Source organism: Caulobacter sp. AVps16, assembly GCF_058681455.1.
Genome location: NZ_CM178739.1, coordinates 1639418 through 1655271, shown reverse-complemented (window position 1 = coordinate 1655271; position 15854 = coordinate 1639418). Strand labels below are relative to the sequence as shown.

16 protein-coding genes are annotated in these 15854 nt (G+C 61.9%); all 16 read left to right on the top strand.

Annotation, left to right across the window (positions count from 1 at the left end; translation table 11 throughout):
- The first annotated feature begins 96 nt into the window (after positions 1–96).
- The 16 genes from ACW17U_RS08040 to lpxB all read left to right on the top strand — a co-directional run bounded on the left by ACW17U_RS08040 (position 97) and on the right by lpxB (position 15788).
- Positions 97–363: a DUF5076 domain-containing protein gene (locus ACW17U_RS08040; RefSeq protein ID WP_492055484.1), complete on the top strand. Its 267-nt coding sequence runs from the start codon at positions 97–99 to the stop codon at positions 361–363.
- A gap of 250 nt (positions 364–613) precedes the next feature.
- On the top strand, positions 614–1468 hold the full coding sequence (rpsB, locus tag ACW17U_RS08035; RefSeq protein WP_062146393.1) for a 30S ribosomal protein S2: 855 nt from the start codon (positions 614–616) through the stop codon (positions 1466–1468).
- Between the two features lie 94 nt (positions 1469–1562).
- Entirely contained in the window at positions 1563–2501 is a 939-nt protein-coding gene (gene tsf / locus ACW17U_RS08030; protein WP_062146395.1) for a translation elongation factor Ts, read from the top strand.
- Between the two features lie 230 nt (positions 2502–2731).
- Positions 2732–3457, top strand: coding sequence for a UMP kinase (gene pyrH, locus ACW17U_RS08025; RefSeq protein WP_378109167.1), 726 nt, complete (start codon positions 2732–2734; stop codon positions 3455–3457).
- 22 nt (positions 3458–3479) lie between these two features.
- Complete coding sequence (gene frr, locus ACW17U_RS08020) at positions 3480–4046, top strand: ribosome recycling factor (protein WP_062146399.1); 567 nt, start codon at positions 3480–3482, stop codon at positions 4044–4046.
- 44 nt (positions 4047–4090) lie between these two features.
- Complete coding sequence (uppS, locus tag ACW17U_RS08015) at positions 4091–4870, top strand: polyprenyl diphosphate synthase (RefSeq protein ID WP_062146401.1); 780 nt, start codon at positions 4091–4093, stop codon at positions 4868–4870.
- On the top strand, positions 4848–5696 hold the full coding sequence (locus ACW17U_RS08010; RefSeq protein ID WP_062151441.1) for a phosphatidate cytidylyltransferase: 849 nt from the start codon (positions 4848–4850) through the stop codon (positions 5694–5696). Before uppS ends, ACW17U_RS08010 begins: the two co-directional genes overlap by 23 nt.
- Positions 5684–6883, top strand: a complete 1200-nt coding sequence (gene dxr, locus ACW17U_RS08005; protein WP_492055483.1) for a 1-deoxy-D-xylulose-5-phosphate reductoisomerase — start codon at positions 5684–5686, stop codon at positions 6881–6883. Before ACW17U_RS08010 ends, dxr begins: the two co-directional genes overlap by 13 nt.
- Complete coding sequence (gene rseP, locus ACW17U_RS08000) at positions 6855–8387, top strand: RIP metalloprotease RseP (protein ID WP_492055482.1); 1533 nt, start codon at positions 6855–6857, stop codon at positions 8385–8387. Before dxr ends, rseP begins: the two co-directional genes overlap by 29 nt.
- A 17-nt stretch (positions 8388–8404) precedes the next feature.
- Positions 8405–10768, top strand: coding sequence for an outer membrane protein assembly factor BamA (gene bamA / locus ACW17U_RS07995; RefSeq protein ID WP_062146408.1), 2364 nt, complete (start codon positions 8405–8407; stop codon positions 10766–10768).
- 2 nt (positions 10769–10770) lie between these two features.
- A complete protein-coding gene (locus tag ACW17U_RS07990) occupies positions 10771–11412 on the top strand; it encodes an OmpH family outer membrane protein (RefSeq protein WP_492055481.1) in 642 nt (213 codons plus the stop codon).
- Between the two features lie 47 nt (positions 11413–11459).
- Positions 11460–12479 (top strand): UDP-3-O-(3-hydroxymyristoyl)glucosamine N-acyltransferase, encoded by a 1020-nt coding sequence (gene lpxD / locus ACW17U_RS07985; protein WP_492055480.1) that lies wholly within the window; start codon positions 11460–11462, stop codon positions 12477–12479.
- A gap of 2 nt (positions 12480–12481) precedes the next feature.
- Positions 12482–12958 (top strand): 3-hydroxyacyl-ACP dehydratase FabZ, encoded by a 477-nt coding sequence (gene fabZ, locus ACW17U_RS07980; RefSeq protein WP_062146412.1) that lies wholly within the window; start codon positions 12482–12484, stop codon positions 12956–12958.
- Positions 12955–13749, top strand: coding sequence for an acyl-ACP--UDP-N-acetylglucosamine O-acyltransferase (lpxA, locus tag ACW17U_RS07975; protein WP_062146414.1), 795 nt, complete (start codon positions 12955–12957; stop codon positions 13747–13749). Before fabZ ends, lpxA begins: the two co-directional genes overlap by 4 nt.
- Before the next feature lie 9 nt (positions 13750–13758).
- Positions 13759–14589, top strand: coding sequence for a UDP-2,3-diacylglucosamine diphosphatase (gene lpxI / locus ACW17U_RS07970; RefSeq protein WP_492055479.1), 831 nt, complete (start codon positions 13759–13761; stop codon positions 14587–14589).
- Between the two features lie 29 nt (positions 14590–14618).
- Positions 14619–15788 carry a lipid-A-disaccharide synthase gene (gene lpxB, locus ACW17U_RS07965; protein ID WP_492055710.1) on the top strand — a complete coding sequence of 390 codons (1170 nt, stop codon included), beginning with the start codon at positions 14619–14621 and terminating at the stop codon, positions 15786–15788.
- The last annotated feature ends 66 nt before the right edge of the window (positions 15789–15854 follow it).

Below are 15854 nucleotides of genomic sequence, written 5' to 3'. Positions count from 1 at the left end.
CCAGCCTCCTGCAGCTCACAAGGCCTTGCTCTGGTTCATGACGTCAAAGTGGATGCCCTAGCTGTCCCCCCGGCCGCGCTTCGCGACATCAACGCTATGGTACTGGCTCCCGTCTGGATCGCGGAGCAAGGACTGCATTGCTCGCTCAAGTCCGGTTTATATGCCGCCGACGGGGTGGCCAGGGAGACTGCGGCCTGGGGGATTATTCTGGCGGATCGCGCGGGTCACGTCGCGGATGCGCTCAGCGCCGGTGGCATGGGTGCCAAAGCCGACTTGTTCGAAGCCATTGTCGATGGCTTCAACGAAGAAGTCTCGGCACCATCCTCTACACGGATGGGCCAGTCCGGGGCCGGGTCCAGCTAGTCTCTGAACCATGGGCTATAGGGTCCGCTCCGTGGCATCCGATCGAGACCGGCCATGGCCAACCTCTTTCCGCTGCAGTCGGACAAGGCTTGCTTTTTGGATCAATCCCGCCTATCTGCGCGCCATTCCACACGCGGACGTTCGGCTGTGACCCGGGGAGACATCCCGGCATCGCCGTTCCGGTCCCGCTCCAGATGTCTGGATCGGGGGTGTCCGCGGAGGTTCAACCGGAAGAAGGATTATAGGCCTCATGGCGCTTCCCGAATTCTCCATGCGTCAGCTCCTCGAAGCTGGCGCCCACTTCGGCCACCAGACGCACCGCTGGAACCCGAAGATGGACCGCTACATCTTTGGTTCGCGTTCGAACATCCACATCATCGATCTGTCGCAGTCGATCCCGCTCCTGCACCAGGCTCTGGTGAAGGTGCGTGAAGTCGCCGCAGCCGGTGGCCGCGTGCTGTTCGTCGGCACCAAGCGCCAGGCTTCCGATCCGGTCGCCACCGCCGCCAAGCGTTGCGCCCAGTACTATGTCAATCACCGCTGGCTCGGCGGCACCCTGACCAACTGGCGCACCGTGTCGGGCTCGATCGCTCGCCTGCGCGAGCTGGAAGGCGTTCTGTCGGGCGAAGGCCAGGGCCGTTCCAAGAAGGAACTGCTGCAGCTGACCCGCGAGCGCGACAAGCTCGAGCTGTCGCTGGGCGGCATCAAGGACATGGGCGGCATCCCCGACATCATGTTCGTGATCGACACCAACAAGGAAGCGATCGCGATCCTTGAAGCCCGCAAGCTGAACATCCCGGTCATCGCGATCCTCGACACCAACTGCGATCCGGATGGCATCACCTATCCGATCCCGGGTAACGACGACGCCGCTCGCGCCCTGCAACTGTACTGCGACCTGATCGCGGATGCGGTTCTGGACGGTCTGGCCGCTGGCCAAGCCTCTTCGGGCGTCGATCTGGGTGCCTCGGTGGCTCCGATGGAACCGACCCTGGCCCGCGAGCTGACCCCCGAGCCGGTGGCTGAAGCCGCCGCCCCGGAGGCCGCTCAGGAAGCGACTGCAGAGGCCATCGAAGCCGTCGCTGAAGAGCCGGCTGCGAGCTGATATCCGACGGCCGCCAGGCGGCGGCTGTTGTGACCCTGACATGCGACCGGGCTATCAAGCCCGGTCGCTAACCGTTTGAATATGGAGATTTTCCATGGCTGAGATCACGGCTGCGCTGGTTAAGGAACTGCGCGAGAAGTCCGGCGTCGGCATGATGGACTGCAAGAAGGCCTTGCAGGAAAATGGCGGCGACATCGACGCTTCCATCGACTGGCTGCGCGCCAAAGGCCTGTCCAAGGCCGCCAAGAAGGCTGACCGGGTTGCCGCTGAAGGCCTCGTTGGCATCGCCGTTCGCACCGATGGCGCCGGCATGACCGCCGCGGCCGTCGAAGTGAACGCCGAAACCGACTTCCTGGGTCGCAACGAACTGTTCCAGAACGCCGTCCGCAAGATCGCGGCGGTTGGTCTGGACAATGATGGCGTTGAAGCCATCAGCGCCGGCAAGACCGCTGACGGCGAAGTCGTTGCCGACCTGCTGACCAACCTGATCGCCACCATCGGCGAGAACATGGTTGCCCGTCGCTCGGCGCGCTTCAGCGTCGCCCAGGGCGCGGTTTCGACCTACATCCACAATGCTACGGCACCGGACCTCGGCCGCATCGGCGTGCTCGTGGCTATCGAAGGTGCTGGCGACCAGGCCAAGATCCTGGAACTCGGCCGCAAGATCGCCATGCACGTCGCAGCGACCTCGCCGCTGTCGCTGTCGCCGGATGATCTGGATCAGGCCGCGATCGAAAAGGAACGCGCCATCTTCACCGAACAGGCGCTGGAGTCGGGCAAGCCCGCCGCCGTCGTCGAGAAGATGGTCGAAGGCCGGATCCGCAAGTTCCTGGAAGAAGTCGTGCTTCTCAAGCAAGCCTTCGTCATGAACCCCGACCAGACCGTCGAACAACTCGTCGCCGAAACGGGCAAGGAACTGGGCTCGCCGCTGACGGTGAAGGGCTTCGTTCGTCTGGCCCTGGGCGAAGGCGTCGAAAAGGCACCGGCTGGCGATTTCGCCGCTGAAGTCGCCGCAATGGCTGGCCAAGCCTAAGGTCCGGGGTTTGATGGGCCTCGCAGGAGGCTCGTCATCCGATATCTTCAAGAGGCGCGGCGCGTTTTGCGCGTCGCGCCTTTGTTGCGCCTGCGTGGTGCCGCTCACGACTTGCTTTGCCGAGCGGTGCCGCCCCGGCGCAAAACCAATCCCACTTTTTCTGAACCCGCACTATGTTGCATTCCGACGACTCAGGAACAGCACGGCCCATGTCTGAAACCGCTCCCGCCATGCCCAAACGCTTTCGCCGCGTCCTCCTGAAGGTCTCTGGAGAGGTGCTGATGGGCGATACGCCCTACGGGATCGACACCAACACCGTTCAGTCCGTAGCCGAAGACATTGCCGAGATCGTCAAGTCCGGCGTGGAGCTGTGCCTTGTGATCGGCGGCGGCAATATCTTCCGGGGCATGGCCGGTGCCGCCAAGGGCATGGAACGTTCCAGTGCTGACTATATGGGCATGCTGGCGACCGTCATGAACGCCCTGGCGATGCAGGATGCCCTCGAGCGGATCGGTGTCTCCACGAGGGTCCAATCTGCCATTCCGATGGCAACGGTCTGTGAGCCCTACATCCGCCGGCGTGCCCAGCGCCATCTGGAAAAGGGCAGGGTGGTGATCTTCGCCGCCGGGACTGGCAATCCGTTCTTCACGACCGACACCGCCGCCGCCCTGCGCGCCGCAGAAATGCAGTGTGATGCCCTGTTCAAGGGCACCAGCGTCGACGGTGTCTATACGGCTGACCCCAAGAAGGATGCCACGGCTGAACGCTATGACCGCCTGACCTATATGGATGTCCTGGCCAAGGACCTTAGAGTCATGGATGCGTCAGCTGTTGCCTTGATGCGTGACAGCAACATCCCGATCGTAGTCTTCTCCATCAAAGGGCGCGGCAATCTGCTGAATGTCCTGCGTGGCGAAGGCACCTTTACCGTCGTCGCCCAAGACGCCGCCGCCTAACTCAAGCGAAGAGAGCCCCGCCATGGCCGCCGCCGAAAAGCCCGTTCTGTCCCGCTATAAAGAGCGCATGGAAAAATCCGTATTGGCTCTGAAAGAAGATTTCGCCGGTTTGCGGACGGGCCGCGCGTCTTCAAACCTGCTCGACCAGATCATGGTCAATGCCTACGGTTCCATGGTTCAACTGAATACGGTTGCCTCGATCAGTGTTCCGGAGCCGCGTCAGATCAATGTCAATATCTGGGACAAGGGTGTCGTCTCGGCGGTAGAGAAAGCGATCCGCAATTCGGATCTCGGGCTGAACCCTGTCGTTGAAGGTAATAACCTTCGCATTCCTATCCCGCCCCTGACCGAAGAGCGTCGTAAGGACCTCTCGAAGATTGCTGGGAAATACGCTGAGGCCCAGAAGGTGGCCGTGCGCAACATCCGCCGTGACGCCAATGACGATCTGAAGAAGGCCGAAAAGGCGAGCGTCATCAGCGAGGATGAGCTCAAGAAGATGGAAACCGAGGTCCAGAAGATGACCGACGAAGCCATCAAGAAGGTCGACGAGGCCTTGAAAATCAAAGAGCAAGAGATCATGCAAGTTTAAGGACCGGCCTGAGTATATGGGACGGTTAGGGAAGGCTTGAAACGATGTCGGCGACGACCGGCCTGCAGGATGTTTCGGCGCGCGCTGGGGGCGATGCGTCGAGTCGCTCCTTGCATGTGGCCATCATCATGGACGGGAACGGTCGCTGGGCGAAGCGTCGCGGGATGCCGCGTGCGCTGGGTCATCGCGCCGGCGTCAACGCGCTCAAGCGCACGGTCGAAGCCGCCCCAGACCAGGGTGTCGGCGTTCTGACCGTGTTCGGTTTTTCGACCGAAAACTGGAGCCGTCCTGCGCATGAAGTGTCGGAGTTGATGGGCCTTCTCAAGGCCTATGTGGAATCCGATCTGGAGCGTCTGGACCGAGAGGGGGTTCGGGTTCGGATCATCGGCCGCAGAACGGGCCTAGCTCCGGATATACAGGAGATTATCGAGCGGGCGGAGCGGCGAACAGCCAGCAACACCAAGTTCACGCTTCAGGTCGCCTTCAACTACGGTGGCCGCGCCGATATCGCTGATGCTGCCCGGGCCTTTGCTGAAGCCGTGGAACGTGGCGAGGCCAAGGCGGCCGACCTCAATGAAGCCGTTTTCGAAAGCCTTCTTTCGACATCCGCCGCGCCGGCTCCTGATGTGATTGTGCGCACCAGCGGAGAGCAAAGGATTTCAAACTTCCTGCTTTGGGAATGTGCCTACGCCGAACTGGTTTTCCAGGACGTGCTGTGGCCCGATTACGGACCCGAAGCCCTCTCTGCGGCCATCACAGAATACCGCGGTCGTGACCGTCGCTATGGAGGCATTGCTGCCGATGACGTCGCCGTCGCCGGCTAAACGCTTCAACTGGAAAAACCTGCGAGTGCGCGTGCTGTCTGGCACCGTACTCGTGCCTACGGTCGTGGCCGCCGTTTGGTTTGGTGAGATCTGGTTCCTGGCACTTGTCGCCGTCTGTGTTGCGCTTTTGGCCCGCGAATGGGGCAAGATGAGTGCGCCCAGAGCCTCAGGTGGCGTTGCCTTTGCCATCGGTGCGGCAGTGCTGGTTGCCGTTATTGCAGCCTATAGAGGCCACTATTATCTTACCTGGCCGCTCCTCGTTGCAGGGGCGATCCTGGCCGCATTGCTCGCCCGCGGCGCAGTTGAGCGACGCGCGGACGCTGCTTATGGCGTGATCTATATTGGTCCGGCCTGTATCGCGCTGGTCTGGTTACGTGGTCTGGATGTGGGGCTAAGCTGGACGCTGTTGCTGTTCGCCGTCACCTGGTTTGCAGACATTTTCGCCTTTGTCGTCGGCAGTATCCTGAAGGGGCCCAAGCTCTGGCCCCGGTTCTCGCCTAACAAAACGTGGTCGGGCTTTTTCGGCGGGCTGGTGGCAGCTTCCCTCGCGGCTGTCGGAATTGATGTTCTTTCCCGTCATCTCCCGGCTCTGCCCGACCTAAATCTCAGCTGGCCCGTGGCGGCCTTGATTGGATTGCTGGGTGGTCTCTCGACCATGATGGGCGATCTCTGGGAGTCGATGCTGAAACGGCGTTTCGGCGTGAAGGACTCCGGCGATCTGATCCCTGGACACGGCGGCCTGCTCGACCGGGTAGACGGGTTGATGTTCGCAGCCATCGTCATCGCGGGCATCCGCCTGATCTATCTTTATGGATGGGCCAATTGACGCCGATCCGGAAGGTCGTGGTTCTGGGCTCCACTGGCTCAATCGGTGTTTCGACTCTGAGCCTGTTTGAAGCCTCTGGCGTCGAGGTTGACGTCCTGGCGCTCACGGCTGGTCGCAACGTCGAAAAGTTGATCGAACAGGCGCTACGCTGGCGGCCCAACGTTGTGGTCATTGAAGATGAGGCGCTGCTCCCCAGGCTTCGAGACGGCCTTCAAAACACGGGCATCCGAACCGCTGCCGGGGCCTCGGCTATTGTCGAAGCTGCGGCAATGGGTGCCGACTGGGTGATGTCGGCTATCGTCGGGGCTGCTGGCCTGGCACCGACCCTGGCGGCAGCGCGGACCGGAGCCGTGATCGCTCTGGCGAACAAAGAGAGCCTTGTTTGTGCTGGACCTGCGCTGTTGCGGATTGCCCGCGCAGCAGGCGGATGCGTGATTCCGGTCGACTCAGAGCACTCCGCGATCTTTCAGGTGCTGCAGCCGGCCTGCATCCACAGGGTATCGCGACTGATCCTCACGGCTTCCGGTGGGCCTTTTCGAACCTGGACTCGCGAGCAGATGGCCGTGGCCACGCCCGAACAAGCCGTGGCTCATCCAAATTGGTCGATGGGCGCCAAGATTTCGGTCGATTCCGCATCCATGATGAACAAGGGCCTCGAAATGATCGAGGCGTCCTATCTGTTCGATACACCTGAAGAGCGCATCGAGGCCGTGATCCACCCACAGTCCGTCATTCACAGCCTGGTCGAGTATGTCGACGGCTCGACCCTTGCCCAATTGGGACCTCCGGATATGCGGAGCCCGATCGCCTGCGCCTTTGCATGGCCTGATCGCCTGCCTTGGCCGGCGCCCCGACTTGATCTGGCGGCCTATGGCCAGCTGACTTTCGAGCAACCGGATCAAGAGCGCTTTCCCTCCATCGGCATCGCCCGAGAGGCGATGCGGCTAGGCGGTGGCGCTCCGGCTGCTATGAACGCAGCCAATGAAGTGGCCGTAGCGGCATTCCTTGACCGTCAGATCGGCTTTCTCGATATTGCCGCTTCGGTGGCGGGGACCCTGGAACGCATGAATAGCTTGGGGGCCTTGATGGAAGCTGACGCCGATCCAGTCGAAAGCGCCATGACTACGGACGCGAGCGCCCGCCGCATTGCGGCCGAGGTTGTGCGTCAAGTTCAACGGCACAACTGAAGACGAGAAGAAAACCGACATGCTCGGCTTCATGCAATCGGCTATCGCCTATATCATCGCTTTCCCGCTCGTGATCCTCGTTGTGGTCACCGTGCACGAGCTTGGTCACTTCTGGGCGGCCAAGGCCTGCAAGGTAGAGATCGAGAAGTTCTCCATCGGTTTCGGGCGCGCCATCGTATCGTGGCGTGATCGCGACGGCGTCCAGTGGCAGATCGGATGGCTGCCCCTTGGCGGTTATGTACGGTTCGCCGGTGATGAGAACGCGGCAAGCGTTCCTGACCAGCAGGACCTCGCAAGCCTGCGCACCGCCATCGAGCGTCGGGAGGGGCAGGCAGCAGTCAGTCGCTATCTGCATTTTAAGCCGCTTTGGCAAAGAGCCTTTATTGTCGTGGCGGGGCCTCTGGCCAATTTCGTCCTGGCCATCGTGCTGTTCGCCGCTCTGCTCGGCGTGTTTGGCGAAACAGTGCGTCGCCCCGTCATCAGTGGCGTCAACGCCGGCAGCCCTGCAGCCGCCGCGGGCTTCCGCCAAGGCGACGTGATTCTTTCGGCCGACGGCCGCACGGTCAAGAATTTTGGCGAACTGGAAACCTACGCCCTGCTGCGCAGCGATGTTCCAATCCGCTTCAAGATCGAACGCGACAAGCAAACCCTCGAACTGGTGGCGACCCCGGCCCTGGTTGAGGTCTCAGATGGTTTCGGCGGCAGCCAGAAGGCCGGGGAGCTCGGCTTTGGCGCTCCGCCTCTGATCGCCAATGTGGAACCAGGCTCGGCCGCTGATAAGGCTGGGCTGCGCCGCGGGGACCTTGTGCAGAAGGCTGATGGCGCTGCGATCGGCAGTTTCGAAGACCTCACGCAACATGTAGCCCAGAGTGGTGGCCGCCCGATTGCGTTTGATGTCTATCGTGACGGCGCGACGATCCAGGTCCTCGCTACCCCGAGGCTCCAGACCCGACCCGATGCGGCGGGTAAGCCCAGCACGCGCCTCCTACTTGGGGTGGCCGGTGGGCTGCCAGCCAGCGACGTGCAGCGTGTTCGCTACAATCCGGTTGAGGCCTTGGCCGGCGGCGTGGCCCGTACGTGGGATGTTCTTGAGACCACGGTCTACTATCTGGGGCGCGTCATTCGCCTGGAGGTTTCGGCCGAACAGATCAGCGGTCCGATCGGCATTGCCAAGACGTCTGGCCAGTTGGCTCAGGCCGGTGCGGCCGGTGCGGCCGATTTTCCGTCCATGCTGCTTGGGTCAGCGGTGGCTCTGATCTGGCTGTCAGCCATCCTGTCCGTCAGCGTCGGCTTCATGAACCTGTTGCCGATTCCTGTATTGGATGGTGGGCATCTCTTGTTCTACGCCTATGAAGCGATCGCCCGGCGTCCGCTTGGCGCACGTCTTCAGGCCGCTGGTTACCGGGTTGGTCTTGCGCTCTTGCTGAGTTTCATGTTGTTCGCGACCTGGAATGATCTGCAGCGCCTGAGCGTCTTCAAATTTTTTGGTGGGTTGTTCTCTTGAACGGCCACCTTCCGTCCATGATTGGTCCCATGAGCAAAATTCGCGCCCACAGCGCCGCGTTCGCCACCGGTGTGGCGATTCTCTTCGGTTCGACCGCGTTGGTCGCGCCCGCTGCGGCATTCGCCCAGTCGGCGCAGACCAGTGTGGTTCAGAGAATCGTCGTGCAGGGAAATGAGCGGATCGAGCAGGGGACCGTGATGTCCTATCTGCCGATCCAACCCGGCGATACTGTGGACGCCGCGCGGCTCGATTTGGCGCTCAAGACTCTCGCCCGCACGGATCTCTTTGCAGACGTCAAGATCGACATGATCTCGGGCGACCTGATCGTGAAGGTCGTCGAGAACCCGATCATCAATCAGGTCGTCTTTGAAGGGAACTCGTCGCTCAAGGAAGACAAGCTCAAGGACGAAGTGCAGATCCGGCCGCGGGGCATTTTCACCCGCGCCAAGGTTCAGGCCGATGTTCAGCGGATTATCGAGCTCTATCGCCGGTCTGGACGTATCTCGGCGACGGTTACGCCCAAGGTCGTGGAACTGCCGCAGAAGCGCGTCGATCTGGTCTTCGAGATCAATGAAGGCCCCAAAAGCGGCGTTCTGGGCATCAACTTCCTCGGAAATTCGGAGTTCTCCGACAACGATCTGCGTGATGTGATCGTGACCAAGGAGTCGCACTGGTACAAGTTCCTGACCAGCAACGACAATTACGATCCCGACCGGATCGAGTACGACCGCGAGCAACTGCGCAAGCACTACCGCAACCGCGGCTATTTTGATTTCCGGGTCGTCTCCTCGATGGCCGAGCTGGCACCCGACAAGAACGGGTTCGCCGTAACCTACACCCTGGACGAAGGGCCGAAGTATAAGTTCGGCAAGGTCACGGTTGAGACTGAACTCAAGAAGCTGGACGGCACCCTGCTTGCCCAGATTCTGCCGATCCGCACCGGCCAGCTTTATGAAGACGAGCGTATCGAACAGGCTACCGATGCTCTGACCTTTGCGGCCGGCGCGGCAGGCTTCGCCTTTGTCGATGTTCGCCCCCGCTATGTGCCCAATCGCGAAACCAACACCGTTGATGTTGTCTTCCAGGTTCGTGAAGGCCCGCGGGTCTATGTCGACCGGATCGATATCGTCGGCAATACGCGTACCCTGGACTATGTCCTGCGCCGCGAACTCGAAGTGGCCGAAGGCGACGCCTATAACCGTGTGCTGGTCGACCGTTCGAAAAACAACATCCGCCGCCTCGGCTTCTTCAAGGAAGTCGAGATCGAGGAAGTTCCCGGCAGCGCACCAGACCGCACAGCCCTGCGTGTGAAGGTCGAGGAACAGCCGACCGGGGAACTCTCGTTCAGCGCCGGCTACAGCTCGGTGGACAAGCTTGTGCTCGACGTCGGCATCACGGAACGCAATTTCCGAGGCCGCGGTCAGAACATGCGCGGACGGATTTCCGTCGGTTCCCTGCGTCAGCAGATCGATTTCGCCTTTACCGAGCCGCGGTTCCTCAATCGCAATCTGGTCGCAGGCGTCGATATCTATTCGTTCCGCTATGACCTGAGTGACTATGCGGCCTATGACACCCGATCGCTGGGGGGCAATGTTCGCGTCGGCTTCCCACTGACCCAAAACGCCTCCATGAGCATGCGTTATACGCTGCGGCGGGATGAGGTCAGTGTTTCTGACGGCCTCTGCAACAGCGGGTCAGTTTCTCAAATTCTCTGCCTGCAGCGCGGTGCTTATATGACCTCGCTGGTGGGCTACGGCCTTAGGATCGACAAGCGAAATGACCCGATCCAGCCGACCCGTGGCTGGTTCGCAGACCTGAACCAGGATCTGGCCGGCTTTGGCGGCGACGTGAAGTACCTCAAGACCGAAACCGATGCCGGCTGGTATTGGGGCTTCAACAAGGACTTCATCTTCAGTGCTACGGGCTCCGCCGGCTATATCGAAGGCTGGGGTGGGGACAATGTCCGCATCAATGACCGCTTCTATAAGGGCGGCACCAACTTCCGTGGCTTTGAAACGGCTGGCATCGGCCCGCGTGACATCTCGACCCAGAGCAATTCGCTGGGCGCGAAACTCTACGCCATTGGCACGTTCGAGCTAACCGTTCCGACGCTTCTGCCGGAGCAGTACGGGATCAAGGCGGCTTTGTTCAGCGATTTTGGTACTGCGGGCTTGCTCGATGACTCAGACCGTCAGTCTTCGGCTGGCGTCTTTGACCCGAACATCCGTGACAACCTGGGTCTTCGGGCCTCGGCGGGTATCAGCATCGACTGGAAGTCGCCCATGGGTCCGATCCGGTTCGACTTCAGCAAAATCCTTTCCAAGGAAGACTACGACCGGACCGAAACGTTCCGGTTCTCCACCTCCACAAGGTTCCAATGATCATGACTTCCAAGTTCCTGTTTGCGGCCGCTTCGGGCGTCGTCGCCATCGCCATGTCGAGCACCGCCCTGGCCCAGACAGCACCGGCCGCCGCTACCGCCGCACCGGCGATCACGCACGGCGCACCGATTGCAGGTGTTTGCATCTTTTCGAGCCAGCGCGCTGTCGGCTCCTCGGCTGTCGGCAAGGCGGTCGACGCCCGTCTGAAGACGATCATTGCGCAAGTGAATGCTGAACTGACCGGCGAACGCACCACGCTCGACAATGAAGCCAAGGCGCTGGACGCCAAGAAGGCCACGCTGGATCAAGGTGCACTCGAGCAGCAAGCCGCGGGCCTTCAGGTCAAGGCCAACGCCTGGCAGCGCAAGGGTCAGCTTCGCCAGAAGGAAGTCGAAGCAACCGAGCAAAAGGCGCTGTCGCGCGTCTATCAGGAGCTCGATCCGGCCATCAAGCAGGTCTATCAGCAACGCACCTGCGGCATTCTGGTTGACCGCGAGTCGGTTCTGCTGGCGAACCCCGCCATGGACATTACTGACGCCGTCGTCGTGGCCTTGGACGCTCGCATCAAGACCCTGACCTTCGATCGCGAACGTCTGGACCAACCGGCCGCCGGCGCTCAAGCTCTGACGCCGACCAAGAAATAAGCGACTCGGCAGGCGCTGAGCGCCGTGCCATTCGCCGAGAGGACCAGATGCCGGACCCACGATTTTTCGATCACCTGGGTCCGGCGTCACTTCAGGAGCTCGCACTCCTGGGCTCTGCCGAACTCTCCGACGCTCGACAGGCGTCTCGAGCCTTTGCCCAGGTCGCGCCACTCGACGCCGCCAACAGCGAGGCCATTGCCTTCTTTTCGGACGTCAAGCGTCGGGATGCTGCCGCCGCCACTCAGGCGGGGGCCTGCTTTGTCAGGCCTGAATATCGCGATCTGCTAGGCCCTGGCTGCGCGGCCCTGCTGACGGCCCACCCTCAGGCTTCCTGGGCGGCCGCAGCGGCGAGGCTGTATGCCCCACGCCGGCACGAGCCTGATACAGACCAGATCCATCCCGATTGTGAACTGGAAGAGGGCGTCAGGTTGTCTCCCGGCGTTACAATCGGGCAGGGGGCCCGGATTGGCCGAGGGACCCGACTGGCACCCGGTGTCGTCATTGGGCCCGGCGTCACTCTGGGCCGTGACTGTCTGATTGGGGCCAATGCCGTGATCGGGTTTGCCATCATAGGTGACCGCGTCAACATTCATGCTGGAGCCGTGATTGGCGAGGCCGGTTTTGGGGCCGCAGCCGGGCCCAAAGGGGTGGTGGATCTTCCACAGCTTGGCCGGGTCATTATTCAGGACGGCGTTACCGTCGGGGCCAACAGCTGTATCGATCGCGGAGCCTTTTCCGATACGACCGTCGGTGAGAACACCAAGATCGACAATCTGGTCCACGTCGCGCACAACGTCCGCATAGGTCGCAATTGCGTGTTGGCGGCCTATACCGGTATCTCTGGCAGCACCGTTGTCGGTGATGGCGTTGCCTTTGGAGGCAAGGCCGGGGTAGCCGACCATCTCACGATCGGCTCAGGCGCGAGCATTGGCGCTTCTGCGGCAGTGTTTAAGGCCGTGCCTGACGGTGAAACATGGACTGGATTTCCGGCCCGGCCGCTGAAGCGGTGGCTCCGGGAAACCGCATGGCTCTCGCGCATGGCGGGTGGCCGGGGAACAAGGGGCTAAGTATGGGCCAGGACATCGCCGAAACGGCGCAAACCGATATCGACATCGCCGAGATCCTCGCTCGGATCCCGCACCGTTATCCTTTCCTGCTCGTCGACCGGGCCGAGGACTATCGTCCACATCAGTCCATCGTCGGCATCAAGTGCGTCACCGTGAACGAACCCTTCTTTCAGGGCCACTTTCCCGGCAATCCGGTCATGCCGGGCGTCCTGATCATTGAAGCCATGGCCCAAACGGGAGCCGTGCTCATGAGCAAGTCGCTTGAGGTCGATACGGAAGGCAAGACGATCTTCTTCATGTCGGTCGACAATGCCCGCTTCCGCAATCCGGTCCGCCCCGGTGACGTCCTGCGGATGGAGGTCGAGGTGACCCGTTCGCGCTCGACCATCTTCAAGTTCAAGGGCGTTGCCAAGGTGAACGAGAAGGTCGCGGCAGAAGCAGAGTTTGCCGCCATGGTGGTGGAGACGCCGACCAAATGAGCCAGATCCATCCTACCGCCCTGGTGGCTCCTGGTGCTGAACTGGGTGCCGATGTCGAAATCGGCCCGTTCTGCACGGTGGGCCCGAAGGTCAGGCTCGGCGACGGCGTGCGTCTGATCTCCCATGTCGTGATCGACGGCGCGACCTCGATTGGCTCGGAGTGCACCGTCTATCCGTTCGCGGTCCTCGGCGCGCCACCCCAGCACCTTGCTCACAAGGGCGAAGATACACGGCTCGAAATCGGCGACCGCAATCTGATCCGCGAGCATGTGACCATGCAAACCGGGACCGTGGGCGGAGGCGGCGTAACGCGGGTTGGGTCCGACAGCCTCTACATGGTCGGCGCTCACGTCGCGCACGACTGCATCGTTGGCGACCGGGTGACGTTCGCCAATAGCGCCACGCTTGGCGGCCATGTGACCGTTGATGATTACGTGTTCATGGGCGGTCTTTGTGCCGTTCACCAGTTCAGTCGCATTGGTCGCTACGCGTTCGTAGGCGGCGGCGGCATCGTCACCAAGGATGTCATCCCCTATGGCTCCGTCTGGGGGAACCACGCGCACCTCGAGGGTCTGAACCTCGTGGGTCTTAAGCGTCGAGGTTTCAGCCGGGAGGCCATCAACGCCCTGCGGGCCGCCTATCGCCTGTTGTTCGCAGACGAGGGAACCTTCCAGGAGCGGCTCGAGGACGTGGCCGAAATCCATGCTTCCAATGCTGAGGTCATGGAGATCGTGAATTTCATCCGGTCGGACAACAACCGGCCCCTCTGCCTGCCCGAGCGGGAAGTCTAGGCACCGCGAATGCGCAAGCTTGGCCTGATTGCTGGTGGTGGCGCACTCCCCGTCGAACTGGCAGCCCATTGTCAGGCTGCTGGACGGCCGTTCAGCGTCATGCGATTGCGCAGCTTTGCTGAACCCAGCCTGGCCGACTATGCCGGCGTTGAAGTCGGACTTGGCGAGTTCGGCAAGATCTTCAAGGCGCTGAGGGCGGAAAACTGCGAAGTCGTTTGCTTCGCTGGAACGGTCGATCGGCCTGATTTTGCGGCCATCATGCCTGACCTTCGCGGCATGGCTGTCATTCCCGGTTTGATCAGCGCCGCCCGCCAGGGCGATGACGCCCTGCTACGCCGCGTTCTCCTTGAGTTTGAGAAGGAAGGCTTTGAGGTCGAGGGGGCCCACGAGGTGGTCGGCGAGCTCACCCTTCCGCCCGGGCCGCTCGGAGCCCATGCTCCGCGTCCTGAGGACAGGCCTGACATCGACCGGGCGCTGCTCGTCGCCCGTGCGATCGGCAATCTCGACGTCGGGCAGGGCGCGGTTGTCTGCGAAGGCCTGGTCCTGGCGGTCGAGGCGCAGGAAGGCACTGACGCGATGCTCCGACGGGTTGCGGACCTACCCGAAGCCATCCGAGGGACAGCTGAAGCGCGTCGCGGCGTATTGGCCAAGGCCCCGAAGCCGATACAGGAAACCCGGGTCGACCTGCCCACCATCGGGGTCGCCACCTTGCAGCGCGCGGCCCGAGCCGGATTGGCGGGTATTGTCGGTGAGGCCGGTCGCCTGCTGATCGTCGATCGTGCCGCCGTGATCGCCTGCGCCGACGATCTCGGCCTGTTTGTGCTTGGCGTTGAGCCATAGGCCACTGCGTGACCCAGCCCCTGACCATCATGCTTGTTGCCGCCGAGGCTTCTGGCGATTCCTTGGGTGCCGGTCTGGCAAAGGCCTTGAAGCACCGGCTGGGCGAGCAAGCCGTGCGCTTCGTTGGAGTCGGCGGTGCCAAGATGGCGGCGGAGGGATTGGTCAGTCCGTTCGATATCGCCCAGCTCTCGATCATCGGAATTGTGGAAAGCCTCAGGGCCTATCCCAGGGCCATGGCGCGCCTCAAGGACACCTTGGCCCTGGCTGAACGTGAAAAGCCCGACGTTGCGGTCCTGATCGACTCCTGGGGCTTCAACATCCGACTCGCCCAGGCCTTGCGGCGGCAGGATCCTGGGCTTCCCTTGGTGAAATATGTCGCCCCTCAGGTTTGGGCCTACAGGCCCGGACGCGCCAGAGCCCTGGCGAAGGCTGTTGATCTGCTTCTGTCCATCCAGCCGATGGATCGGCCGTTTTTTGACCGCGCTGGATTGGACAGCGTGTTTGTCGGCAACTCGGCCCTCGCCAAGGACTTCAGCCAGGCCGACAGTGGCCGCTTGCGCAGGGCGCTCGGTTTGACGAACGACCAGCCCATTCTGCTGGTCTTGCCGGGTAGTCGCCCCTCCGAGATCGAGCGGGTCATGCCGGTTTTCGAGGATGCGGTAAGGCAATTGAAGGCGGGACGTCCCGATCTTGCCGTTGTCGTTCCCGCTGCCTCGACTGTAGCCAGTGCCGTCAAGGCGCGCGTTGCAGGCTGGCCATTCCGGGCCCACGTGATCGAGGACGAGGCCCTGAAGGACGATGCTATGGTGGCCGGGACGGTCGCCCTGGCCTGCAGCGGTACAGTGACGACGGAACTGGCCCTGGCCGGGTGCCCGATTGTCGTAGGCTATCGCACGGGTGCGATCACCTACGGACTATTGAAGCTCCTGTTCAAGCCGCATTGGGTTACCCTGATCAACATTGCGGCCGGAAAATCCGTAGCGCCCGAGTATCTCCAGGACGCGATGCAAGGCTCTGCCCTGTGTCGGGCCGTAGCGGCCAGACTCGATGATCCGGCTCTTCGTCAGGACCAGGTTGAACAGCAGAATGCCGCTCTTGAACTGATGGGACGAGGCATGCCTGATCCCTCGGACGCTGCGGCCGAAGCGCTCCTCGCATTTTTGAAGGCTAGACCTGCGGTCATGCCACCGAGCGCCTGAGCTTCTGCTTCAAGCCATGCTGAGCAAAGAAAAAGCCCCGTCGATCGACGGGGCTTTTCCAGTTCA